Annotated in this window: 23 protein-coding genes; 21 read left to right on the top strand and 2 right to left on the bottom strand. The window is 65.5% G+C overall.

Translation table 11 applies throughout. The annotated features are described in order from the left end of the window. Positions 1 to 192 precede the first annotated feature (192 nt). The 6 genes from GGC65_RS10470 to pnp all read left to right on the top strand — a co-directional run bounded on the left by GGC65_RS10470 (position 193) and on the right by pnp (position 5,669). Positions 193 to 795 carry a thymidine kinase gene (locus tag GGC65_RS10470; protein ID WP_192647102.1) on the top strand — a complete coding sequence of 201 codons (603 nt, stop codon included), beginning with the start codon at positions 193 to 195 and terminating at the stop codon, positions 793 to 795. Next, positions 788 to 1,330, top strand: a complete 543-nt coding sequence (locus tag GGC65_RS10465) for a GNAT family N-acetyltransferase (RefSeq protein ID WP_192647101.1) — start codon at positions 788 to 790, stop codon at positions 1,328 to 1,330. Before GGC65_RS10470 ends, GGC65_RS10465 begins: the two co-directional genes overlap by 8 nt. A 42-nt stretch (positions 1,331 to 1,372) precedes the next feature. Beyond that, positions 1,373 to 1,783, top strand: coding sequence for a DUF6491 family protein (locus GGC65_RS10460; RefSeq protein ID WP_225940768.1), 411 nt, complete (start codon positions 1,373 to 1,375; stop codon positions 1,781 to 1,783). Positions 1,784 to 1,870: 87 nt separating this feature from the next. After that, positions 1,871 to 2,872, top strand: coding sequence for a tRNA pseudouridine(55) synthase TruB (gene truB / locus GGC65_RS10455; protein ID WP_192647100.1), 1,002 nt, complete (start codon positions 1,871 to 1,873; stop codon positions 2,870 to 2,872). Positions 2,873 to 2,897: 25 nt separating this feature from the next. Beyond that, positions 2,898 to 3,167: a 30S ribosomal protein S15 gene (gene rpsO / locus GGC65_RS10450; protein WP_192647099.1), complete on the top strand. Its 270-nt coding sequence runs from the start codon at positions 2,898 to 2,900 to the stop codon at positions 3,165 to 3,167. 192 nt (positions 3,168 to 3,359) lie between these two features. Continuing rightward, positions 3,360 to 5,669 (top strand): polyribonucleotide nucleotidyltransferase, encoded by a 2,310-nt coding sequence (gene pnp / locus GGC65_RS10445; RefSeq protein WP_192647098.1) that lies wholly within the window; start codon positions 3,360 to 3,362, stop codon positions 5,667 to 5,669. A 64-nt stretch (positions 5,670 to 5,733) separates the two neighbouring features. On the opposite strand, the gene GGC65_RS10440 is transcribed toward pnp, so the two are convergent. Both GGC65_RS10440 and GGC65_RS10435 read right to left on the bottom strand, forming a co-directional pair. Continuing rightward, positions 5,734 to 6,036 (bottom strand): zf-TFIIB domain-containing protein, encoded by a 303-nt coding sequence (locus tag GGC65_RS10440; protein ID WP_192649490.1) that lies wholly within the window; start codon positions 6,034 to 6,036, stop codon positions 5,734 to 5,736. 323 nt (positions 6,037 to 6,359) lie between these two features. Continuing rightward, positions 6,360 to 7,037, bottom strand: a complete 678-nt coding sequence (locus tag GGC65_RS10435) for a hypothetical protein (RefSeq protein WP_192647097.1) — start codon at positions 7,035 to 7,037, stop codon at positions 6,360 to 6,362. Between the two features lie 100 nt (positions 7,038 to 7,137). On the opposite strand from GGC65_RS10435, the gene GGC65_RS10430 reads away from it, so the two are divergent. From GGC65_RS10430 to phhA, 15 genes are all read left to right on the top strand, one after another. Beyond that, entirely contained in the window at positions 7,138 to 7,845 is a 708-nt protein-coding gene (locus GGC65_RS10430) for a peptidylprolyl isomerase (RefSeq protein ID WP_192647096.1), read from the top strand. 61 nt (positions 7,846 to 7,906) lie between these two features. After that, on the top strand, positions 7,907 to 8,701 hold the full coding sequence (locus GGC65_RS10425) for an outer membrane protein assembly factor BamD (protein WP_192647095.1): 795 nt from the start codon (positions 7,907 to 7,909) through the stop codon (positions 8,699 to 8,701). 47 nt (positions 8,702 to 8,748) lie between these two features. After that, positions 8,749 to 10,416 carry a DNA repair protein RecN gene (recN, locus tag GGC65_RS10420; protein WP_192647094.1) on the top strand — a complete coding sequence of 556 codons (1,668 nt, stop codon included), beginning with the start codon at positions 8,749 to 8,751 and terminating at the stop codon, positions 10,414 to 10,416. Then, the gene (locus GGC65_RS10415; RefSeq protein ID WP_192647093.1) at positions 10,413 to 11,072 is read left to right on the top strand and encodes a hypothetical protein; all 660 of its coding nucleotides are present in this window, start codon (positions 10,413 to 10,415) and stop codon (positions 11,070 to 11,072) included. The genes recN and GGC65_RS10415 overlap by 4 nt, the downstream gene beginning before the upstream one ends. A 3-nt stretch (positions 11,073 to 11,075) precedes the next feature. Further along, positions 11,076 to 11,759, top strand: a complete 684-nt coding sequence (locus GGC65_RS10410) for a GNAT family N-acetyltransferase (protein ID WP_192647092.1) — start codon at positions 11,076 to 11,078, stop codon at positions 11,757 to 11,759. A gap of 14 nt (positions 11,760 to 11,773) precedes the next feature. Then, on the top strand, positions 11,774 to 12,151 hold the full coding sequence (locus GGC65_RS10405; protein WP_225940767.1) for a putative quinol monooxygenase: 378 nt from the start codon (positions 11,774 to 11,776) through the stop codon (positions 12,149 to 12,151). Next, complete coding sequence (gene ligA, locus GGC65_RS10400) at positions 12,148 to 14,322, top strand: NAD-dependent DNA ligase LigA (RefSeq protein ID WP_192647090.1); 2,175 nt, start codon at positions 12,148 to 12,150, stop codon at positions 14,320 to 14,322. The genes GGC65_RS10405 and ligA overlap by 4 nt, the downstream gene beginning before the upstream one ends. Positions 14,323 to 14,482: 160 nt before the next feature. Then, positions 14,483 to 15,652: a sterol desaturase family protein gene (locus tag GGC65_RS10395; RefSeq protein WP_192647089.1), complete on the top strand. Its 1,170-nt coding sequence runs from the start codon at positions 14,483 to 14,485 to the stop codon at positions 15,650 to 15,652. Between the two features lie 65 nt (positions 15,653 to 15,717). After that, positions 15,718 to 16,110 (top strand): hypothetical protein, encoded by a 393-nt coding sequence (locus GGC65_RS10390; RefSeq protein WP_192647088.1) that lies wholly within the window; start codon positions 15,718 to 15,720, stop codon positions 16,108 to 16,110. Positions 16,111 to 16,179: 69 nt separating this feature from the next. After that, the gene (locus GGC65_RS10385) at positions 16,180 to 18,189 is read left to right on the top strand and encodes a TonB-dependent receptor family protein (protein WP_192647087.1); all 2,010 of its coding nucleotides are present in this window, start codon (positions 16,180 to 16,182) and stop codon (positions 18,187 to 18,189) included. An 11-nt stretch (positions 18,190 to 18,200) separates the two neighbouring features. After that, entirely contained in the window at positions 18,201 to 19,553 is a 1,353-nt protein-coding gene (locus GGC65_RS10380) for a PepSY-associated TM helix domain-containing protein (protein WP_192647086.1), read from the top strand. Positions 19,554 to 19,560: 7 nt separating this feature from the next. Beyond that, positions 19,561 to 20,325 carry a molybdate ABC transporter substrate-binding protein gene (modA, locus tag GGC65_RS10375; RefSeq protein WP_192647085.1) on the top strand — a complete coding sequence of 255 codons (765 nt, stop codon included), beginning with the start codon at positions 19,561 to 19,563 and terminating at the stop codon, positions 20,323 to 20,325. Beyond that, on the top strand, positions 20,325 to 21,020 hold the full coding sequence (modB, locus tag GGC65_RS10370; RefSeq protein ID WP_192647084.1) for a molybdate ABC transporter permease subunit: 696 nt from the start codon (positions 20,325 to 20,327) through the stop codon (positions 21,018 to 21,020). Before modA ends, modB begins: the two co-directional genes overlap by 1 nt. Beyond that, positions 21,010 to 21,630: a molybdenum ABC transporter ATP-binding protein gene (locus GGC65_RS10365; protein ID WP_192647083.1), complete on the top strand. Its 621-nt coding sequence runs from the start codon at positions 21,010 to 21,012 to the stop codon at positions 21,628 to 21,630. The genes modB and GGC65_RS10365 overlap by 11 nt, the downstream gene beginning before the upstream one ends. Positions 21,631 to 21,669: 39 nt before the next feature. Then, positions 21,670 to 22,542, top strand: coding sequence for a phenylalanine 4-monooxygenase (gene phhA, locus GGC65_RS10360; RefSeq protein WP_192647082.1), 873 nt, complete (start codon positions 21,670 to 21,672; stop codon positions 22,540 to 22,542). The last annotated feature ends 3 nt before the right edge of the window (positions 22,543 to 22,545 follow it).

The raw sequence follows: 22,545 nt of genomic DNA, 5'->3' as shown, positions 1-22,545 counted from the left end.
TGATGCGCAGCATGACAGGGGCGTGGGGCGAGTCAAGCACCCCACATCTTCGTCACCCCGGACTTGATCCGGGGTCCATTCGGCGCAGAGGTCGTGGACCCCGGATCAAGTCGAACGAGCCACGCGTCTCGTTCGAGAGTGACGATGGTTTGGTGATTGGCGGGGCCCATCGAACGCGTTATCGCACCCACCATGGCCAAGCTTTATTTCTACTACGCCAGCATGAACGCCGGCAAATCGACGACGCTGCTCCAGGCGGATTTCAACTATCGCGAGCGCGGCATGGAAACGATGCTGTGGACCGCGGCGCTCGACGACCGATACGGGGCCGGGCAGGTGACAAGTCGCATCGGGTTGATGGCCGAGGCACATAAATTCGATCCCGACAGCGACATGTTCGCCGCGGTCACCGCCGAGCATATGGAGCGTCCGCTCGCCTGCGTGCTTGTCGACGAGGCGCAATTCCTGACGCGCGCGCAGGTGCTCGAGCTTGCGCGGCTCGCCGACGAAACGGGTATCCCGGTGCTCTGCTATGGCCTGCGTACCGATTTTTCGGCCGAGCTCTTCCCCGGGTCGGCAGCGCTGCTCGGCATCGCCGACGCGCTCGTCGAATTGAAAGCTGTGTGCGAATGCGGGCGCAAGGCGACGATGAACCTCCGCGTCGACGAGAGCGGCCGCGCGGTGGTCGAGGGCGCGCAGACAGAGATCGGCGGCAACGACCGCTATGTCGCAATGTGCCGCCGCCACTTCATGGCGAAACGGCGCGAGGCCGCCGAGGCACTTGCCGATGCTTGAGCAGCTTTATGTCGACCTCGCCGATGGCGACCTCCGCCTCGTCAAGCTGACCGAGGCACATCGCGAGACGCTTCGCGCCGTCTGCGCGGCCGATGTCGATATCTGGCCCATCTATTCGTCGAGCTTCGATGCCGAGCATTTCGACAAGAGTTTCGACGCGCTGACCGGTGGCGCGGGCCGCATGCCCTATGCGATCATCGACGGCGAGACGCTCGTCGGCATGACCGCGTGGCTGCGCCCCGACATGTCGGCGCAGACGGTCGAGATCGGCAACAGCTTCATCCACCCCGATGCACGCGGTACCGGCTTCAACCGCCGGGTCAAAAAGCTGATGCTCGACCACGCTTTCGCGGTCGGGATCCGCCGGATCGAATTCCGCATCGACGAGCGCAACAAGCGCAGCCAGGCGGCGGTCGCGAAACTCGGTTGTCACAAGGACGGTGTGCTGCGGTCGGAGCGGATCACCTGGACCGGCTACACCCGCGACACCGGGCTATGGTCGCTGCTCGCCGACGAATGGGCGACGCGGTCCTGAGGGTCAGCACCCATTCAGGCGCGGGCTGCTAGGCGAGTCGCCATGATAAAGAATCTCGCACTCTCCCTGGCCGCCGTGCTGCTTTCCCTTTCTGCGGCTGCGGCGGCCAACGAGCCTTCCAAGGATGAACGCGCGCTCGGCGTCGAATCGAGCATCGTCTTCCCGAGCGATAGTTCGATCCGCAACTGGCAGGCCGATCGCGAACGCGGCATCTGGATCCAAGGCCGCGGCAATGACTGGTATTACGGCACCTTCGCCGGCCGCTGCCGCGACCTCGATTTCGCACAGGCGATCGGTTTCGAAACGCGCGGCGCCGGGCGGCTCGACAAATTCGCGTCGATCATCGTGCGCGGCGAACGCTGCCAGCTTTTGTCCTTCGTGACCTCGGCGCCTCCGCCGTCGAAGGAAGAGCGCAAGGCGGCGCGCGATGCCGAGAAGGCCGCGCAAAATTGACAGTCCCGACCCCGCGGATTTTCTGGTCTGCCGCATTTTGCGAACCGTCAGGTTCCACCTGACTTGAAAATGCTCTAGCGGCGCGGGATGAACGGCTGGATCATCCTCGACAAACCCCTGGGGCTCGGCTCGACGCAGGCGGTCGGCGCGGTCAAGCGCGTGTGCCGCGAAGCGGGGCTCGGCAAGGTCAAGGTCGGCCATGGCGGCACGCTCGATCCACTGGCGACGGGGGTGCTCCCGATCGCGCTCGGCGAGGCGACCAAGCTCTGCGGCCGGATGCTCGATGCGAGCAAGATATACGATTTTACCGTGAAGTTTGGCACCCAGACCGACGTCCTCGATGCCGAGGGCGAGGTCGTCGCGACCAGCGACATACGCCCGACGCTGGCCGAGATCGAGGCGGTGCTGCCGCGCTTCACCGGTCCGATCGAGCAGGTGCCGCCGGCTTTTTCGGCGATCAGAGTGGACGGCCAGCGCGCCTATGACCTCGCGCGCAAGGGCGAGGCGGTCGAGATGAAGGCGCGGAGCGTGACGGTCCACTCTCTTCAAATCCTCCCCACTTATGGGGAGGTGGCAGCGCGTAGCGCTGACGGAGGGGGTGCGCGGCCTCAAGCGTTGGCTGAGGCCTACACCCCCCTCCACCATCCTGCGGATGGTCCCCCTCCCCGTGCCGGGGAGGAATTGGAAGAAATCACCCTCAGCGCGCACGTCTCGAAGGGCACCTATATCCGCAGTCTCGCCCGCGACATCGCGCACGCCGTCGGCACCGTCGGCCACGTCACCATGCTCCGCCGCACCAAGGCGGGGCCGTTCGATCTGGAACAGGCGATTTCGCTGGACAAATTGAACGCATTCGGCCAAGGGGCCGCGCAATCAGAAGTATTTCTGCCGCTCGAGGCAGGGCTGGTCGACATCCCGGCTCTGAACCTTTCTCCGGAAGCGGCAGGGGCGATCCGTCAGGGTCGTGTCTGGACCGGGGGTAGCACGGATGACGGGCTCTATTGGGGAAGGGACAGCGAAATGCGTCCCGTTGCCCTGATCGAGGCTTTGGCGGGAACGCTGAAGGTGGTCCGGGGCTTCAATCTGTAAACAAGGATGTTCGAGGAAAAGAAATATGTCGATTACCGCCGAGCGCAAAGCCGAAGTCATCAAGGACAATGCACGGGCATCGGGTGATACCGGTTCGCCGGAAGTCCAGGTCGCGATCCTGACCGATCGTATCAACAACCTGACCGATCACTTCAAGGCGAACCACAAGGACAACCACAGCCGCCGCGGCCTTCTGATGATGGTCAACAAGCGCCGTAGCCTCCTCGACTATCTCAAGAAGAAGGACGAGGCCCGCTATTCGGCGCTGATCGCGAAGCTGGGTCTCCGCAAATAAGAATTTCTGGCGGCCCCGGATTTCCGGGGCCGCTGTCATATTGGCTCCGCGCAAAGTGCCGGACCACAGGGCCGCTCCCGCATCCGGCGGGACCGCCATTGGGGCAGACAGACGCCCTAAACCGCCCCGGGCCGGATTGCCCGGAATCAGAGGCCCCGCCCGGCATAGGGCCCGGCGGGCGAAGGAAACCACATGTTTGACGTGAAAAAAGTATCGATCGAGTGGGGCGGTGAAACGCTGACGCTCGAAACGGGCAAGGTTGCCCGCCAGGCCGACGGCGCCGTGATGGCGACGCTGGGCGAAACGGTCGTCCTGTGCGCCGTGACCGCCGCGAAGTCGGTGAAGGACGGGCAGGACTTCTTCCCGCTCACCGTCCATTATCAGGAAAAATATTCGGCCGCCGGCCGCATCCCGGGTGGCTTCTTCAAGCGCGAACGCGGCGCGACCGAAAAGGAAACGCTCGTCAGCCGCCTGATCGACCGTCCGATCCGCCCGCTGTTCCCAGAAGGTTTCTACAACGAAATCAACGCCATTGCCCAGGTCCTGAGCTATGATGGCCACAATGAGCCCGACATCCTCGCGATGGTCGCCGCGTCGGCCGCGCTCACCATTTCGGGCGTGCCCTTCATGGGCCCGATCGGCGCCGCGCGCGTCGGCTACGTCAATGGCGAATATATCCTGAACCCGACCGACGAACAGGTTGCCGAGGGCGACCTCGACCTCGTCGTCGCCGCCACTTACGATGCGGTGATGATGGTCGAATCCGAAGCCAATGAGCTGTCGGAAGAAGTCATGCTCGGCGCCGTCCTGTTCGCGCACGACGCGTGCAAGGAAGTCGTCAAGGCGATCGTCAAGCTCGCCGAGCAGGCCGCCAAGGATCCGTGGGAAGTCGCCGCCGGCGACGACAATGCCGCGATCAAGGACAAGCTCAAGAAGCTGATCGGCAAGGATATCGCTGCCGCTTACAAGCTGACCGACAAGTCGGCCCGTTCGAACGCGCTCAACGAAGCGCGCGCGAAGGCAAAGGAAAGCTTTGCTGCCGACGGCCTGTCCCCTCAGGAAGTCATGGCCGGCATCAAGCTGACCAAGAAGCTGGAAGCCGAAATCGTTCGCGGCGCTATCCTGAAGGACGGCAAGCGCATCGACGGCCGCACGACGACGCAGATCCGTCCGATCGTCGCCGAAACGCACTTCCTGCCGCGCGCGCATGGTTCGGCGCTGTTCACCCGTGGTGAAACGCAGACGATTGCCACGGCAACGCTCGGCACCAAGGAAAGCGAACAGATGGTCGATGGCCTGAACGGCCTGTCGTACCAGAACTTCATGCTGCACTATAACTTCCCGCCCTATTCGGTCGGTGAAGTCGGCCGCTTCGGCGCGCCGGGCCGTCGCGAAGTCGGCCATGGCAAGCTCGCATGGCGCGCGCTGCACCCCGTGCTGCCGTCGAAGGACGATTTCCCGTACACGATCCGCCTTACCAGCGACATCACCGAGTCGAACGGCTCGTCGTCGATGGCGTCGGTCTGCGGCGGTTCGCTTGCGATGATGGACGCCGGCGTGCCGATCAAGCGCCCCGTTTCGGGCATCGCGATGGGCCTGATCCTCGAAGGCAAGGATTACGCGATCCTCAGCGACATCCTCGGCGACGAAGATCACCTCGGCGACATGGATTTCAAGGTGGCTGGCACGTCCGAAGGCATCACCACGATGCAGATGGACATCAAGATCGCGGGCATCACGCGCGAAATCTTCGAAGCCGCGCTCAACCAGGCCAAGGAAGGCCGCGCGCACATCCTCGGTGAAATGAACAAGGCGCTCGGCGAAACCCGCAGCGAATTGTCGGCGCACGCACCGCGCATCGAGACGATGCAGATCGACAAGTCGAAGATCCGCGACGTCATCGGCACCGGCGGCAAGGTGATCCGCGAGATCGTCGCGACCACCGGCGCCAAGGTCGACATCGACGACGAAGGCCTGATCAAGATCTCGTCGAGCGACCTCGACCAGATCGAAGCGGCCCGCAAGTGGATCAGCGGCATCGTCGAGGAAGCCGAAGTCGGCAAGATCTATGACGGCAAGGTCGTCAACCTGGTCGATTTCGGTGCGTTCGTGAATTTCATGGGTGGCAAGGACGGTCTCGTCCACGTCAGCGAAATCGCCAACGAGCGCGTCGAGAAGGTCTCGGACGTCCTCAGCGAAGGCCAGGAAGTCAAGGTCAAGGTCCTCGAGATCGACCAGCGCGGCAAGGTTCGCCTGTCGATGCGCGTCGTGAACCAGGAAACCGGCGAAGAGCTGGAAGACACCCGCCCGCCGCGCGAACCGCGCGGTGATCGCGGTCCGCGCCGTGATGGCGAAGGCCGTGGCGATCGCGGCCCGCGTGGCGGTGGTCGCGATCGTGGCCCGCGCCGCGACGGCGGTGACCGTGGCGACCGCGGCCCGCGCCGCGAACGCAGCGAAGGTCCGGAAGACCAGGGCCATGTGCCCGACTTCCTGAAGGACTAAGCCTTCGGTTTATCTAACAAGGAAAGGGGCCGCGAAAGCGGCCCCTTTTTTATGCGGGAAAAGCTTAGTCGAACAGCTCTTCCAGGAAGGATTTGCGGCGCTTCGGATAGCCCTTGTGATGTCCGCGGTATCCTTGATCCCAGTGTGCGGGCGGCGCGCTTTGCGGATAGGCTTGTTGGGGCGGCGCGGACGGCGGCGGCGAAGCTTCGGCCGCTTGGCTGCGCTCGATAATCTTGTCGAGTTCGCCGCGATCGAGCCACACGCCGCGGCATTGCGGGCAATAGTCGATCTCGACACCCTGCCGGTCGCTCATCGACAACGGCACCTTGCAAACGGGGCAGGGCATGCCCACGGCGGGGCCGCTCATGGCATGACCCTCCCGCTGACCGGTCGAAACCGATTGTCGGATTTCTGCCCATGGGCAGCGGCGAAACATGGATGCGACATCGCATAGACTCCCAGTTGTGATCCAACCGAGGTACCGATGTGGCTTGGAAAGCATATAGGTCGAGCCAACATCGGATATCCCCGATGCGGTCCGACATCACGATCCACAGGATCGTCAGAGGGGCCCGGCCCGCGACATGAAGATAGGCGCTGCGCCCGGAAATTCAATGCGATGATTGTGCTGGGTCATTTCTTCCCCATCGCTTCGATCCCCTTCCTCGTCACCCCGGACCGCTACCCGAACTAGGATCCACCCGCGATCCGGTTTCCGGCGTCTTCGCGATAGAGCGACCAGTTGGCGGGGCATTTCTTCACGGCTTTCGGCAATCCCTGCATGCCTTCGGTCACCCAGCAATCGTTGAAGATCGAGCAATAACATGCCCTGACCTTCAGCTTCCACCGCTCCTTGTTGAGTGTCTGCCAGACTTTCTCGGATTCGGGGGTGCGCGGCAGGCTGACGAATTCGATGGTTTCTCCGGGGCGCACGGCGATCCCGGTCGACGGCGAGGTGGAAAGGCGCACGGCGCGCGCATCCCGCGTACAGCATGCCGTGAGCAAATCGATCGGGGTGGCGATCGGCCTGCCTTCATAGCGGATTTCGATCGGGCCGAGAATCGCGGGGCCGACACCATTGTTCGTCAGCGTCAGCGCAATATCCTGGTTGCCATCCTTGTCCCCATTGCTTGTCCCGAAGGTGACGAAGGGCATTACCCCGCCCGTCTGCATCTTCTGCGTCGCGTCGGCTTGGACGAAGGCGAAATAGGCGAGCGCGAGCGACGCGATCAGCGCGGGTAGGCCGATCAGGAAATGCGCGATCGTGATCAGCGGCAGATAGCGCAGAAGACGCGTTCCGATTGCCGTGGGGTCCGGTGCGGGCCGGGCCGGCTCGGGTGCGGCGTCACGGTTCGGCGTCTCGCTCATCACATTCCTCTTTCGCTCGTTCGGTGGGCATGCCTAGACGGGGTTTCGGCATTTTCCAATCGCGCTGGAAACCACTCGCCTAGATCGGCGCATTGCGTTTATGATCGGCGCCATGCTGACCACGCTTCTCTCCGCGCTCGCGCTCGCCGCCCAATCGACCTCCGTTCCGCCGCAGGCGACCCAATTGCCGCCGTCGGTGCCGCCGGTACCGGCGCCCGTCACCTCGGTGGTCGAGGCCGACACGCGGCCCTATGTCGCGCTTGTGACCGATCTCGGGACGATTACCTTGCGGATCGAAAACAAGCGCGCGCCGATCACCGCCGGCAATTTCCTGCGCTATGTCGATGCCAAGCGGATGGACGGGTTCAAATTCTACCGTTCGACCAAAAGCTGGGGTCCGGCCAACCAGCTGGTGCAGGCGGGCAACCGCGGCGACGCACGCAAGAATTTCCCGCCGATCGCGCACGAGCCGACGACGAAGACGGGACTCACCAACTGCAAGGGCGCGCTGTCGATGGCGCGGCTCAATCCCGGCGATGCGACGAGCGACTTCTTCCTGCTCCTGTCGGACATCAAGGGGTTCAACGCCGACGCGCCCGGCGGCGATGGCGTCGGCTTCGCGGTGTTCGGCGAAATCGTCGCGGGCGCCGAGGTGGCCGAGGCGATTTTCAACGCCCCGATCTCCCCGACCGCGGGCGAGGGCGTGATGGTCGGCCAGATGCTTGAGCCGCAAGTGACGATCAAGACCGCGCGCCGCGTCCCGGCGCCGGCGAACGCGCTACAGGGCTGTGTCGTCAAGGCGCCGTAAAGCTGCGCCGGGACCCCATCATTTATTTTGCGTTCATCCGCGCTGTGGCTATACCGCGCGCATGACTCGTTTTGCCCCCTCGCGCGCGACCATGCGCCTGCTCGCCGCCGCACTTGTGATCACTCCGATGCTGGCGGCCTGCGCCGGGGGCGGCAATGTGAAGAAGGACACGCGCTACGTCGCACGCGACGTCAACACGTTGTACCGCGCGGCGCAGGACCGGCTCGACCGCCGGCAATATGGCCTCGCCGCGGCGCTGTTCGACGAGGTCGAGCGCCAGCATCCCTATTCGCCCTGGGCGCGCCGCGCGCAGCTGATGAGCTCCTTCAGCTATTATATGGACCGCGAATATACCCCGGCGATCGAGGCCGCGCAGCGTTTCCTCGCGATCCACCCGGGCAACAAGGACGCGCCCTACGCTTATTATCTGATCGGCCTCAGCTATTATGAGCAGATCAGCGACGTCACCCGCGACCAGAAAATCACCCAGCAGGCGCAGAATGCACTCGGCGAAGTGATCCGCCGCTATCCCGACAGCCGCTATGCGTCCGACGCGCGGCTCAAGGTCGACCTGGTGCAGGATCACCTCGCCGGCAAGGAAATGGAAATCGGCCGTTTCTATCAGCGGAGCTCGAACTGGCTCGCCGCGTCGATCCGCTTCCGCGAGGTCGTCGACAAATTCCAGACGACGAGCCACACGCCCGAGGCGCTCTATCGCCTGACCGAATGCTATCTCGCGCTCGGTATCCCGGCGGAGGCGAAGAAGTCGGCCGCGGTGCTCGGCGCCAACTATCCGGGCAATGAATGGTATGAGCGCGCCTACAAGCTGATGCAGAAACACGCTCCGAGCGCCTGATTTCGCCGGGAATAGATTCTGCCTTTGTTCTGCGGTAAGGACGGCTCGTGCTAACCGCTTTATCCATCGCCAACATCGTCCTGATCGAACGGCTCGACCTCGATTTCGAGGCCGGGCTGGGTGTGCTGACGGGCGAGACCGGAGCGGGGAAGTCGATCCTGCTCGACGCATTGGGCCTCGCGCTCGGTGCGCGTGCCGACAATGCGCTGGTGCGGCAGGGCACCGACAAGGCCCAGGTGACCGCGAGTTTTGTCGCGCCAGCATCGGGGACCAAGCTCGCCGCGCTGCTCGCCGAGAATGACATCACAATGGAAAGCGGCGAGCCGCTGCTGATCCGCCGCACATTGAAGGCCGACGGTGGCAGCCGCGCTTTCCTCAACGACCAGCCCTGTTCGGCGGCGCTGCTGCGCGAAGTCGGAGCCCATCTCGTCGAAATCCACGGCCAGCACGATGATCGCGGCCTGCTCGCGCCCGCCGGGCACCGCGCGCTGCTCGACGCCTATGCGCGCGCCGACACCCGCGGCGTTGCTGCCGCCCATGCCGCATGGCGTGGCGCCGAGGATCGGCTTGCCGCCGCGCGCGCCGCAATTTCGGAGGCCGAACGCGACCGCGAATGGCTCGAGCATTGCGTCGCCGAATTGCAGGCGCTTGGCCCCCAACCCGGCGAAGATGCCGAACTCTCCGAAGCGCGCGCGGCGATGCAAAAGGGCGAGAAGGTCGCGGGCGACCTTGGCGCGATCATGGAAGCGTTCGAAGGGAGCGACAGCGGTCCCGCGCAGCTTCGCGGCGCAGCGCGGCGGCTCGACCGGCTCGCGGGGGATCATCCGTTGCTCGCCGAGGCACTCGCGGGGCTCGACCGCGCGATCATCGAGGCCGACGAGGCCGAGAGCAAGCTGCATGAAGCCGCGCGAGCGATGGAATATGACCCCGAACGGCTCGAGGCGACCGAGACGCGCCTGTTCGAACTCCGCGCGATGGCGCGCAAGCATAATGTCCAGCCCGACGAACTCGCCGAACTGACCGGCACGCTCGCCGCGAGGCTCGACGCGATCGAAGGGGGCAGCGCGGGGCTCGCCAAGCTCGAGGCCGCGGTCGCCGAAACTGCCGCGGCCTACACCCACGCCGCGACGGCGCTGTCCGATCAGCGCGCCAAGGCCGCAACCCGCCTCGATGCTGCCGTTGCGGGTGAACTGGTGCCACTCAAGCTCGACGCTGCGCGTTTCCAGACGCTCGTCGAACGCCTGCCTGCGGATCGTTGGGGAGCGGACGGCATGGACCGCGTCGAGTTTCTCATCTCGACCAACCCCGGTGCCCCGTTCGCGCCGCTCGCCAAGATCGCATCGGGCGGCGAACTTTCGCGCTTCATCCTCGCACTGAAGGTCGCGCTCGCCGAAGAGGGCGGCGCGGACACGATCATCTTCGACGAAATCGACCGCGGCGTCGGCGGCGCGGTTGCATCGGCGATCGGCGAACGCCTCGCGCGGCTCGCCGGGGCGGGCAAGCAATTGCTCGCGGTAACTCACAGCCCACAGGTCGCGGCGAAGGGCGCGACGCATTTCATCATCGCCAAGTCGAGCGAGGGCACGGTGACGCGCACCAGCGTACACGCACTCGACGAAGCCGGCCGTCGCGAAGAAATAGCGCGCATGCTTTCGGGCGCCGAAGTCACCGCCGAAGCGCGCGCGCAGGCCGAACGACTGCTGGAGCCGACATGACCGAGAATGCGCAACTTTATCGCGAGCAAGGCTATCTCGCGCTCCCCGGCTTTGTTCCGACCGACGTCACGCACGCATTGCTCGGCATGATGAAGGGCGATTTGATGCGCGGCGGCGTGTCGTTCGACAAGCTGAAACGCAAACATGCGTTGCTCGCGAATGAAGCGGTCGAGGTTTATGGCCGCCATTATCTGCCGCTTTCGACCTTTCTCTGGGGCATGACTCCGGCGGTCGGTGCGCTCGTCGGTACCGAACTCAAGCCATCCTACTGCTATTTCCGCATGTACCGCGCGGGCGATGTTTGCCACGTCCATTCGGATCGCTACGCGTGCGAGCACAGCCTGTCGCTGCTGCTCGCGGCGAGCGACGACAAGGCCTGGCCGCTCGAGGTCGGGTCGCAGCATATCGAAACCCCGCGCGAGCGCGCCGATCCGGATTTCGGCGACGAAGCCTATGGTTCGGTGCCGATGCTGCCCGGCGACGCGGTGCTTTATCAGGGCGTCCACCGTCTGCACGGACGGACGATGCCGAACCCCAATCGCTGGTCGGCGCATCTGTTCCTCCATTGGGTCGACCCCGCCGGTCCCTATGCCGAGCATGCCATGGAAGGGGTGAAAATCCCCGCAACCGAAACGCTCGCGATGGAACGGGCTTGAGCCATGGCATTGCATGCGCTCGACCGCCCGGTCTGGAATATGCTCACCGGGCGGCAGGCGCATCTCGCCGAGGGTGATGGCCCGGCGGTGCGGATTGACCGCGGCTATGGCGTTTTCGGCGCGGCTCCCGACACCAGCGCAGAGGCGCAGGCTGCGCTCGCGGCCCTGGTGCCGGACGAAGGCGAAATCTGGATCGTCGAGGACGAGCCCTGGCCGGTGCCCCCCGGCACGCGCGAGGTAAAGCGCGCTATCCTCGCGCAAATGGTCGCCGAGGGTGCGCCGCCGTCGCCGCGCGATGGCGAGCCCGCGATCCTCCCGCTTGGCGACGACGATGCGCCCGAAATGACCGCGCTCGCCGAGCATGCCAAGCCCGGACCCTGGGGTCCGAAAACCCACCGCTACGGTCCGTTTTTCGGTATCCGGGAAAACGGCCGACTGCTTGCAATGGCGGGACAGCGGATCCTTGTTCCCGGGATGGCCGAGGTCAGCGGCGTGTCGACGTGGGAGGATTGTCGTGGCCGCGGGCTTGCGCGCGCGCTCATCGGCCATGTGATGCGCGAAATGGTCGCGCGCGGCGAAATGCCGTTCCTGCACAGCTATGCCGACAATGCCGGCGCGATTGCGCTTTATGAATCGCTCGGCTTTCGCATCCGGCGCGAGGTACATGTGCTGGTGATCGCGAAATGAACCGGCGCGAATATATGGCCGCGCTGCTGGCCATGGTCGCCGCATTGCTCCCCGCCACGAAATTGCGTGCTCTGGAGGCCAAGATGGAAGAAGCCGATCCCCAATATGGCCTGCTCGGCCAGATGATGGCGCAGCCCGGCAAGCGCGCCGAACTCGTCGCGATCCTGTCCGAAGGCACCGGCGAAATGCCGGGCAATATCGCCTATCTGATCGGCGAGGACAGCGCGAACCCGGACGCGATCTGGATCGTCGAACTATGGGACAGCAAGGACGCGCACGCCGCCTCGCTCGGGCTTCCCGCGGTGCAGGCGGCGATCAAAAAGGGTCGTCCGCTTATCGCAGGATTTGGTACTCGCGCCGAGTTCAAGCCGGTGGCAAAGACCGGTGCATGACCGAAATCGAATCCCTTTCGCAGGCCGACGCCGCCAATGAACTGATGCGGCTGGCGAAGCAGATCGCCTATCACAGCAAACGCTATCATGCCGAGGATGCGCCCGAGATTTCGGACGCCGATTACGACGCGCTCGTCCGCCGCAACAACGAACTCGAAGCCGCCTTTCCGGCGCTGATCCGCGCCGACAGCCCGAACAGCCAAGTCGGCGCGGCGGTCGAGGCATCGCCGCTCGCCAAGGTCACGCACGCCCAGCGGATGATGAGCCTCGACAATGCCTTCGCCGCCGAGGATGTCGAGGAATTCGCCGCGCGCGTGCGGCGCTTCCTCAATCTCGACGCCGGCGCGGTCGTCGCGATGACCGCCGAGGACAAGATCGACGGCCTCTCCTGCTCGCTGCGCTACGAAAAGGGCAAGCTCGTGCAGGCGGCGACGCGCGGCGACGGCAGCGTCGGCGAGGATGTGACCGCGAATGTCCGCCACATCGCCGATATCCCGCAGGAGCTGAAGGGCGCCGCGCCCGACGTGTTCGAGATCCGCGGCGAAGTCTATATGGCCAAGGCCGATTTCACGGCACTCAACGCACGACTGATGGAGGAGGGCAGGGCGCTCGCCGCGCAGCGCGAACAGGAGTTCGACCCCGCCACCGTCCGCCAGTTCGCCAACCCGCGCAACGCCGCCGCGGGTTCGCTCCGCCAGAAGGACGCGAGCGTCACCGCGTCGCGTCCGTTGCGTTTCCTCGCGCACGGCTGGGGCGAAGTCAGTGCGCTGCCCGCCGATACCCAATTTGATGTGATGAAGGCGATCGAACGCTGGGGCGCCCCGGTGTCGCCGCTGCTCAAACGTTATGAATCGGTCGACGAGATCCTCGCCCATTATGCCGAGATAGAGCGCCGCCGCGCCGACATGGATTATGACATCGACGGCGTCGTCTACAAGGTCGACAGCCTCGCCTGGCAGCAGCGCCTCGGCTTCGTCGCCAAGGCGCCGCGCTGGGCCATCGCGCATAAATTCCCCGCCGAACGCGCGCAGACCACGCTCGAAGCCATCGACATCCAGGTCGGCCGCACCGGCAAGCTGACCCCCGTCGGCCGCCTCGTCCCCGTCACCGTCGGCGGTGTCGTCGTGTCGAACGTCACGCTCCACAACCGCGACGAGATCGGCCGATTGGGGGTGCGCCCCGGCGACCGCGTCGTCATCCAGCGCGCGGGCGACGTGATCCCGCAGGTCGTCGAGAACCTGACCCGCGACGAGGATCGCGTGCCGTACATCTTCCCCGACCATTGCCCCGTCTGCAACAGCGAGGCGGTCGCCGAGGAGGGCGAAGTCGACGTGCGCTGCACCGGCGGCCTCATCTGCAACGCGCAAAAGTTCGAGCGCCTCCGCCACTTCGTCAGCCGTGGCGCGCTCGATATCGAAGGGCTCGGCGAGAAGAGCATCCAAGAGTTCCTCGACCTCGGCTGGCTCGACAAGGGCCCCGCCGATATCTTCCGGTTGAAAAGCCACCGCGCCGACCTGCTCGGGCGCGAGGGCTGGAAGGAAAAGTCGGTCGATAATCTCTTCGCCGCGATCGAAGCCAAACGCACGCCCGACGCCGCGCGGCTGCTCTTCGGCCTCGGCATCCGCCACATCGGCGCGGTGACCGCGCGCGACCTGCTAAAGGGGGTCGGCGATATCGCACTGCTTCCCGAAAAGGCGGCCGGGATTCAGGCGTATATCGACTCGAACCCGCAGGGCGAGGGCGAATCCGCGGGCAAATTCGTCACGCGCAAGATGGACGCCATCAAAGCGATTCTCGAAGTCCGCGCCGACGGCATCGGCCCGGCGGTCGCTGAGGCGCTCACCGATTTTTTCCACGAACCGCACAACCGCGACTTGTGGGAGGATCTCCTCTCCGAAGTCTCGCCGCCACCCTATGTCGTCGAGACGCGCGAGAGCGAGGTGTCGGGCATGACCGTCGTTTTCACGGGCAAGCTCGAGACGATGAGCCGCGACGAGGCGAAGGCGCAGGCCGAAGCGCTGGGCGCCAAGGCCGCGGGCAGCGTCAGCGCGAAAACCGACCTCGTGGTTGCGGGGCCGGGAGCGGGGTCGAAACTCAAGCAGGCGAGCGCGCTTGGCATCAAGGTGATCGACGAAGCTCAATGGGCGGAGATTGTCGCGGCGGCGGGTTAGGGCTTCCCCCTTCGTCACCCCGGACTTGATCCGGGGTCCATGACGCCGGGGCAGAAATGGATGCCGGATCAAGTCCGGCATGACGAAGATTGGGTAAGCGTGATAATGACCCGTGCGCGCCGTCACAGACGGCGCGGCGAAAATGCTGTGAGGGGGCCACATGGCAAAGCGTGATTATCTTCAGAACCTGATGCGCGACCTCGAATCGCACACCGAGGTGCGGCGGTTCGGCAGCGGTTGGCTGTCGGGCTTTTTCGGGCTGCTCTTTGCTATCGCCGGTTTCTTCATGGTGATCGCGCTGCGCTTCCCCGACTGGTTCGCGACCCCCGAACTCGAGATCATCAAGAATTGGGGCGGTTTCCGCGGCGTCGTCCACGCGACGCTATTGATCAGCTACGGCCTGTCACTGCTCAGCCTGCTGCTGCGACCACGCAAAGTGCTTGGCCTCACCGCGCTGATGATCGGTCTCGCCGCGATTCTCGTCGGCGGATCGAACGTCCAGCCGCAGGAAACGCGCGACTGGGGCATCTTCTTCGGGCTCGACTTTTTCGTCGTGAACCTGCTCGTCACCGGCTTCATGTTCGCGCCGCTCGAACGTGCCTTCCCGCACCGGCGGACACAGCGGCTGTTCCGCACCGAATGGCGCGAGGATCTTTTCTATTATCTGGTCAGCACGATGTTCGTGCAGGTGCTGGGCTTCCTCGCGCTCGCACCCTCCACGATTATCAACGAGAATACGAGCAATTGGGAAACGTTCCGCGCCGGGGTCGCGTCACTGCCGTGGATCGTCCAGTTCGCCATCGTGCTCGTTGCGTCGGACATGGCGCAATATTTCTTCCACCGCACCTTCCACCGCTACCCCTTCCTCTGGGGCTTCCATGCGGTGCACCACAGCGCGAAGTCGATGGACTGGCTCGCGGGGTCGCGGATGCATTTCGTCGAGATCATCCTGCTCCGCTCGATCACCTCGCTGCCGCTCTTCACGTTGGGCTTCGCGCCATCGGTGATGCAGGCCTATATCGGCTTCGTCTATGTCTGGTCGTCACTGCTCCACGCCAATGTCGGGGGCAATTTCAACCGGCTCGGCCACTGGATCGCGACCCCGCGCTTCCATCACTGGCACCATGGGCTCGAGCGCGAGGCGTTCGACGTCAATTTCGCGATCCATTTCCCGTGGATCGACAAGATGTTCGGCACCTTCCATTTGCCGAAGGACCGCTGGCCCGAAAATTACGGCATCCCCGAAGATGTGCCGCGCAGCTATTGGGGCCAGTTCCTCTATCCTTGGACGCGCACGGGCAAGAAGACCGACGAGACGCCGGCGGAATAGCTTGGGGCGGAATAGGGCAATCTGTCCGCTTGCCAGCATCGTGCCCGCGCCATAAGGCGCGGCCCGTGGGCATCCTCGCCGCCTTTCGCCGTCCGGGCATATTGCTGCTCGTGCCGCTGCTCCTCGCGCTCGCCGCGCGCGTGCTCGTCGCGCCGGGCTGGATGATCGAAAGCAATGCCGGCGGGTCGATCACCGTTCGCATCTGTTCGGATCCCGCCAACCCCGGCGGTACGATGACGATTCCGCTCGAAAAGGCCGGCGATCACAACGCCGGCGAAGCGCAGCAGCATTGCCCATGGGGCGCGCTCGCCAATGCGCCGATCGTCCCCGACCTGCCCATCCTCGTCGCCGCGCCGATGGCGGTCGAGCCCGTCCCGGTCGCGGTCCGCTCGCTCGGCTATGCGCCGGGCATCGCCTCGCCGCTGCCGCCGAGTACCGGACCACCCGCCTTCGCCTGATCCAGACCGACCGGCTGCCCGCGCTTTCGCGCGGCGCGGCCCGTGACTGCATTCAGTGAAGGAAAAAACATGAAAACCCGTATCCATGGGGCGGCGCCGTTGCTGGCGCTTGCGACCTGCCTTGTCGCCGCTCCGGCCCATGCCGAAGAGGGTGATTCGACCATCATCGTCACCGCACCCACCGCCACCGACGCCGCCGAAGCGCGCGCCGCGCAAACGCCCGGCGGCACCGATATCGTCTCCTATGAAGATTATGCCGACAAATCGGTCGTGAGCCTGCGCGACACGCTCGCCTTCTCTCCCGGCGTCTATCTCCAGCCGCGTTATGGGCAGGAGGTCCGCCTCTCGATCCGCGGCTCGGGCCTCTCGCGCGGCTTTCATATGCGCGGGCTGACGCTGCTGCAGGACGGGGTTCCGATCAATCTCGCCGACGACAATGGCGATTTCCAGGAGCTCGAGCCGATCTTTTTCGACCATCTCGAAGTCTGGCGCGGCGCCAATGCGCTGCGCTTCGGATCGGGCACATTGGGCGGCGCGATCAACGGGGTGACCCCGACCGGGCGTACGGCGCAGGGCATCTACCTGCGGGCCGACCTGGGCAGCTTCGACAGCGCGCGCGGTCTCGTCTCGGCGGGCGTCGCGAGCGATCGGGTCGATGCGTGGGGGGCGATCAGCGCCGACCGTTCGGACGGCGACCGCAACCATGCAAAACGCCGCAGCCTGCGCTTCCAGGGCAATGTCGGGCTGAAGCTCAGCGATGTCGTGAGCACGCGCTTCTATGCGAGCATCAACAACATCAATCAGCAACTCCCCGGCGCGCTGACGCGGGCCGAGGCGCTTTCGACCCCGCGCAACGCCAACGTCGGCGCGGTCGCCGGCGATCAGGGACGCGACATCGACTCGCTGCGCCTCCAGAACCGCACGACCTTCGACTGGGGCGCTTTACGGCTCGAGGTCGGCGGCTTCGTCAACGCCAAGTCGCTCCATCACCCGATCTTCCAGCTCATCGATCAGAAATCGGTCGATGTCGGCACCTTCTTCCGCGCCGACTATGCGACCGGCCCGATCGAGGTCACCTTCGGCGGTGAAATCCGCCGCGGCACCACCGACGCGCGCCAGTTCGTGAACAATGGCGGGCGCCGCGGCGCGCTGACCTTCGACGCCGACCAGAAGGCGCAGACCGCGACGCTTTATAGCGAGGTGCGAGTGCGGTCGGTCGAGGCGCTCACCCTGATCGCGGGCGGCGTCTATGCCGATGGCTGGCGCAAGCGGACGGTCAATTTTTCGAGCACCCCCGCGACCGACGGCCGGATCGACTTCGACGCCTTCTCGCCCAAATTCGGCCTGCTGTTCGAACCCGCCGCCGATATCCAGCTCTTCGCCAATTACAGCCGTTCGGCCGAATTTCCGGGCTTCGGCGAAGTGTTCCAGACGATCGGCACCCCGCCGACGAGCACTGTGGTTTCGGACATCCGCCCGCAACGCGCCTGGACCGCCGAGATCGGCACGCGCGGCAAGCGCGGTTTTGCGAACTGGGATTTCGCCTTCTACCGCTCGACACTGAAGGGCGAATTGCTCCAGTTCACGACGAACAGCAATATTCCGGCGGCAACCTTCAACGCCGACAGAACGCTACACCAAGGCGTCGAAGCGGGGCTCGACCTCACGCCCACCGGCTGGCTGCGCCTGCGGCAAGTCTACACCTACAGCGACTTCCGCTTCCGCGATGACGCCCAGTTCGGCGACAATCGCCTGCCGGTTGTCCCGACGCATGTCTATCGCGCCGAACTCCGCCTCGGCACCGACGCGCTCCATATCGCGCCGAACCTCGAATGGATCCCCGACGGACCCTTCGCCGACTATCGCAATCAGGTCCGGACCCCCGGCTATGCGCTGATCGGCATCACCGGCGGCGCGACGATTAGGAACGGCATCGATGCCTTCGTCGACTTTCGCAACATCACCGGCAAGAAAGCGATCGGCGATATCAGCGCCGCAATTACCGTTACGCCGACGTCGGCGATCTATTATCCGGTCGAACGCCGCGCGGTCTCCGCCGGCATTCGCGCGCGGTTCTAGGAGGGCAGGGGATGACCGACATCAACCGGGTTCCGCTCTATCGCACGATCTGGCGCTGGCATTTCTATGCCGGGCTGTTCGTCATCCCCTTCGTGCTTCTGCTCTCGGCAACGGGCGCCGCCTATCTGTTCAAGCCTGAGATCGACCGGTGGGAGGAGCGCGCATGGCGCGACCTCCCGACGGCAGGCGCGGTCGACGCCGATGCGCAGGTCGCCGCCGCGCTCGCCGCCAACCCCGGCGCGAGCTTCCACTACTACCGCATTCCCGAAGCGCCGGGCGATGCCGCGGTGATCCATATCGGCCTGCCGGGCGGCGCCATGCGCGATGTCGCCGTGTCGCCGCAGGGCCGCGTGATCGGCTCAGCCGATCCCGACCAGCGCATCTCCGCCTGGCTCTCGCGCATCCACGGCACGCTCCTGATCGGCCGCACCGGCCGCCTGCTCGTCGAACTCGCCGCGAGCTGGGCGATCGTGATGATGCTGACCGGCCTCTATCTCTGGTGGCCGCGCGGACGCGGGGCGGCGGGCGTCGTTTGGCCGCGCCTGTCGCTCGGCGGCCGCACCGCGCTGCGCGATCTCCACGTGGTGACGGGCTTCTGGGTGTCGGGCCTCGCGCTGGTCCTGCTCTTCACGGCGTTGCCATGGACCGAGGTCTGGGCGAGCGGGCTTCGCACCGTCCGCGCCGAGATGGGCTGGGTGTCGGGCGTGCAGGACTGGAAGGGCGGCGCCGACCCGCATGCCGCGCACGATCATCACGCGATGGCGGCGGCGCAGCCCGCGGGGCCGCCGCCGCGTGCGCGCCTCGACTATATCCTGCTCCGCGCCCGCAGCGAACATATGCCTGCGCCCGCGATCATCCAGCCGCCCGGCGCGCCCAACGCCTTCGGTCCGCCGAACGGCAATGTCTGGACGCTGACCACGCTCACCCAAAACCGGCCGCTGGTGCGCAAGGTCAGCTACGATCCCGAAACCAGCCTCGAAATCGCGCGCAGCGGCTTTGCCGAGAAACATGCGATCGACCGCGCAGTCGGTTATGGCATCGCGTGGCATGAGGGGCAGCTCTTCGGCTTTGCCAACCAGCTGATCGGCGTCGCAACCGCGCTCGCGCTGTTCACGCTCGCGATATCGGGCTTCCTGATGTGGCGCCGCCGCAAGCCCGACGACGCGCTCGGGGCGCCGTCGCAGCCGCGCGATCCGGCGAAGCTCAAGGGTGTCGCTGCGCTGATCCTGATCCTCGCGGCGTTTCTTCCTTTGCTCGCCGCCTCGCTGATCCTCCTCTGGATCGTCGAGCGCCTCATCATCCCGCGCCTGCCGCGCACCGCGCGCTGGCTTGGCGTTGCGACAACGGCCCGCGCGCGCCTATAGGTTGCATATGGCTCGCGCCCTTCACCTGCTCGCCCTGCTGCTGGCGATTCTCCTTGCGCCCGTCGCGACGGCGCAGGAGCGCGGCCCGGTGGTGCTCGCGGCGGCCAGCCTGCAGGAGTCGCTGACCGAGGCGGCCAATGCTTGGGCGGCAAAGGGTCACGCCAAACCCGTGCTCTCTTTCGCCGCTTCGTCGGCTCTGGCGCGGCAGGCGATCGCGGGCGCGCCCGCCGATCTTTTCCTGTCGGCTGACGAGGAATGGATGGACGCGGTGGCAAAAGCGGGCCTGCTCCGCGCCGGCACGCGCACCACCTTGCTCGGCAACCGCCTTGTGCTGATCGCGCCGACTTCGAGCAAGGTCCGCCTGACCCCGGCACGCGGGTTCGCGCTCGCCAAGGCGCTCGGCGCGGGCCGCCTCGCACTCGCCGATCCCGACGCCGTGCCCGCGGGCAAATATGCCAAGGCCGCGCTCACGCATCTCGGCGTCTGGGTCGGCGTCGCTGCCAAGGTCGCTCCGGCAGAAAATGTCCGCGCTGCGATGGCGCTCGTCGAACGCGGCGCCGCGCCGCTCGGCATCGTCTATGCGACCGACGCGCGCGCGTCGAAAGCGGTGCGCGTCGTGGGCACCTTTCCTGCCGCCAGCCACCCGCCGATACGCTATCCCGTCGCACTGCTGAAGGCTTCGCGGCACAGGGATGCGGCGGGCTTCCGTGCCTTCCTCCTGTCGAAGCAGGGCCGCGCGATCTTCGTGCGCCACGGCTTCTCGGCGCCTTGATGCTGTCACCCGAGGAGTGGGGGATCGTCGCGCTGTCGCTGAAGGTCGGCGGCGTCGCGGTGCTTGCCACGCTTCCCATCGCCTTCGCGCTCGCCTGGCTTCTCGCGCGTTATCGTTTCCCCGGGCGCGTCGTGCTCGATGCGCTCGTCCACCTGCCGCTCGTCCTGCCGCCTGTCGTCACCGGCTGGCTCCTGCTCATCGCCTTTGGTCCGTTCGGCCCGATTGGGCGCTGGCTCGAAAGTTGGTTCGGTGTGACGCTGATGTTCCGCTGGACCGGAGCCGCGCTCGCCGCCGCGATCATGGCGCTGCCGCTGATGGTGCGCGCGATGCGGCTGTCGATCGAGGGAATCGACCGGCGGCTCGAGGGCGCGGCGCGCACGCTCGGCGCGACGCCCTGGCACAGCTTCTGGACGATCAGCCTGCCGCTTGCGCTGCCCGGCGTGCTCGCGGCGCTCGTCCTCGGCTTCGCGCGCTCGATCGGCGAGTTTGGCGCGACGATCACCTTCGTATCGAACATTCCCGGCGAGACGCGCACGCTGCCGCTCGCCATCTATTCGGCGCTGCAGGTGCCGGGGGGCGAGGCGATGGTGACGCGCCTCGCGCTGCTCTCGGTCGCGCTCTCGCTCGGCGCGCTCGTCCTGTCCGAATATCTGGTGCGTCGTACCCATGGCGGGAGGGTGCGGCATGGCGATTGATATCCACGTCACCCGCCGTCTCGGTGAGCGCACCATCGCCGCGCGTTTCTCCGCCGGGCCGGGGCTGACCGCGCTGTTCGGCCCGTCGGGCGCGGGAAAGACGAGCATCCTCAATATGGTCGCCGGGCTGCTCAAACCCGATCGCGGCCACATCCGCATCGGCGATCGAACCCTGTTCGACGGCGCGATCGACCTGCCGCCCGAGGCGCGCCGCGTCGGCTATGTCTTTCAGGACGGCCGGCTGTTTCCGCACCGGCGCGTGCGCGCGAACCTCACCTATGGTCATGATCTCGCCCATCCCGCGAACCGCTGGATGGGTCTCGACGAGGCGGTGCAATTCCTCGGCATCGGCGACCTGCTCGGCCGTTGGCCGCAGAGCCTGTCGGGCGGTGAGGCACAGCGCGTCGCGATCGGTCGCGCCTTGCTCGCGGGTCCCGAAATCCTGCTGATGGACGAACCCTTGTCATCGCTCGACGCCGCGCGGCGCGGTGATATCATGACGGTGATCGAACGGATTCGCGACGAGCTCGAACTGCCGATCCTCTACGTCAGCCACGACCGCGCCGAGGTCGACCGGCTTGCGACGCAGGTGGTGGCGATCGGCGAATAAAGTTTCACTTGAAACCATTTTGATGATAGAAGCAGTCCCATGGAAAGCCAGTTTACCCACGTCCATGACACGCCGCCGCCCGGCGCCGCGGCCGACTGGACGATTTCGCAAAATTGGGACGCCTTCACCGCCGACGAGCATGCGATGTGGGACCGCCTCTTCGCGCGCCAATCCGACATGCTCCCCGGCCGCGCCGCCGACGCCTTTCTGCGCGGGATCGACGTGCTGCGCCTCGAAAAGCCCGGCATTCCCGATTATCGCGAACTCAACGCACGCCTGATGGCCGCGACGGGGTGGCAGGTGATTGCCGTGCCGGGGCTCGTTCCCGACGACGTGTTTTTCGATCATCTTGCGAACCGGCGTTTCCCCGCGGGCAATTTCATCCGTACCCCCGAACAGCTCGATTACCTGCAGGAACCCGACGTCTTCCATGACGTCTTCGGCCATGTCCCGATGCTCGCCGACCCGGTGTTCGCCGATTATATGGTGGCATATGGCGAAGGCGGCCTGCGCAGCCTGAAGTTCGACGCGCTCAAACAGCTAGCGCGGCTCTATTGGTACACCGTTGAATTCGGCCTGATCCGCGAGGCGGGCGGCCTGCGCATCTATGGCGCGGGCATCGTTTCGTCCTTTGCAGAAAGCGTCTTCGCGCTCGATTCGGACAGCCCGAACCGCATCGGCTTCGACCTCGCGCGCGTGATGCGCACCGATTACCGGATCGACGATTTCCAGCAGAATTATTTCGTCATCGAAAGCCTCGAACAGCTGCTCGATACGACGGTGAACACTGATTTCGCGCCGCTCTACGCAAAAAACGCTGCGCTGCCGCCGATCCCGATCGCCGATTTCCTGCCGGACGATGTGGTGATCACGCGCGGTACGCAGGATTATGCGCTCGCCAAGAGCAGCTGATCG

This window comes from Sphingopyxis sp. OAS728 (genome assembly GCF_014873485.1).
Taxonomy (GTDB): domain Bacteria; phylum Pseudomonadota; class Alphaproteobacteria; order Sphingomonadales; family Sphingomonadaceae; genus Sphingopyxis.
This window is presented reverse-complemented; position numbering and strand designations above follow the sequence as displayed.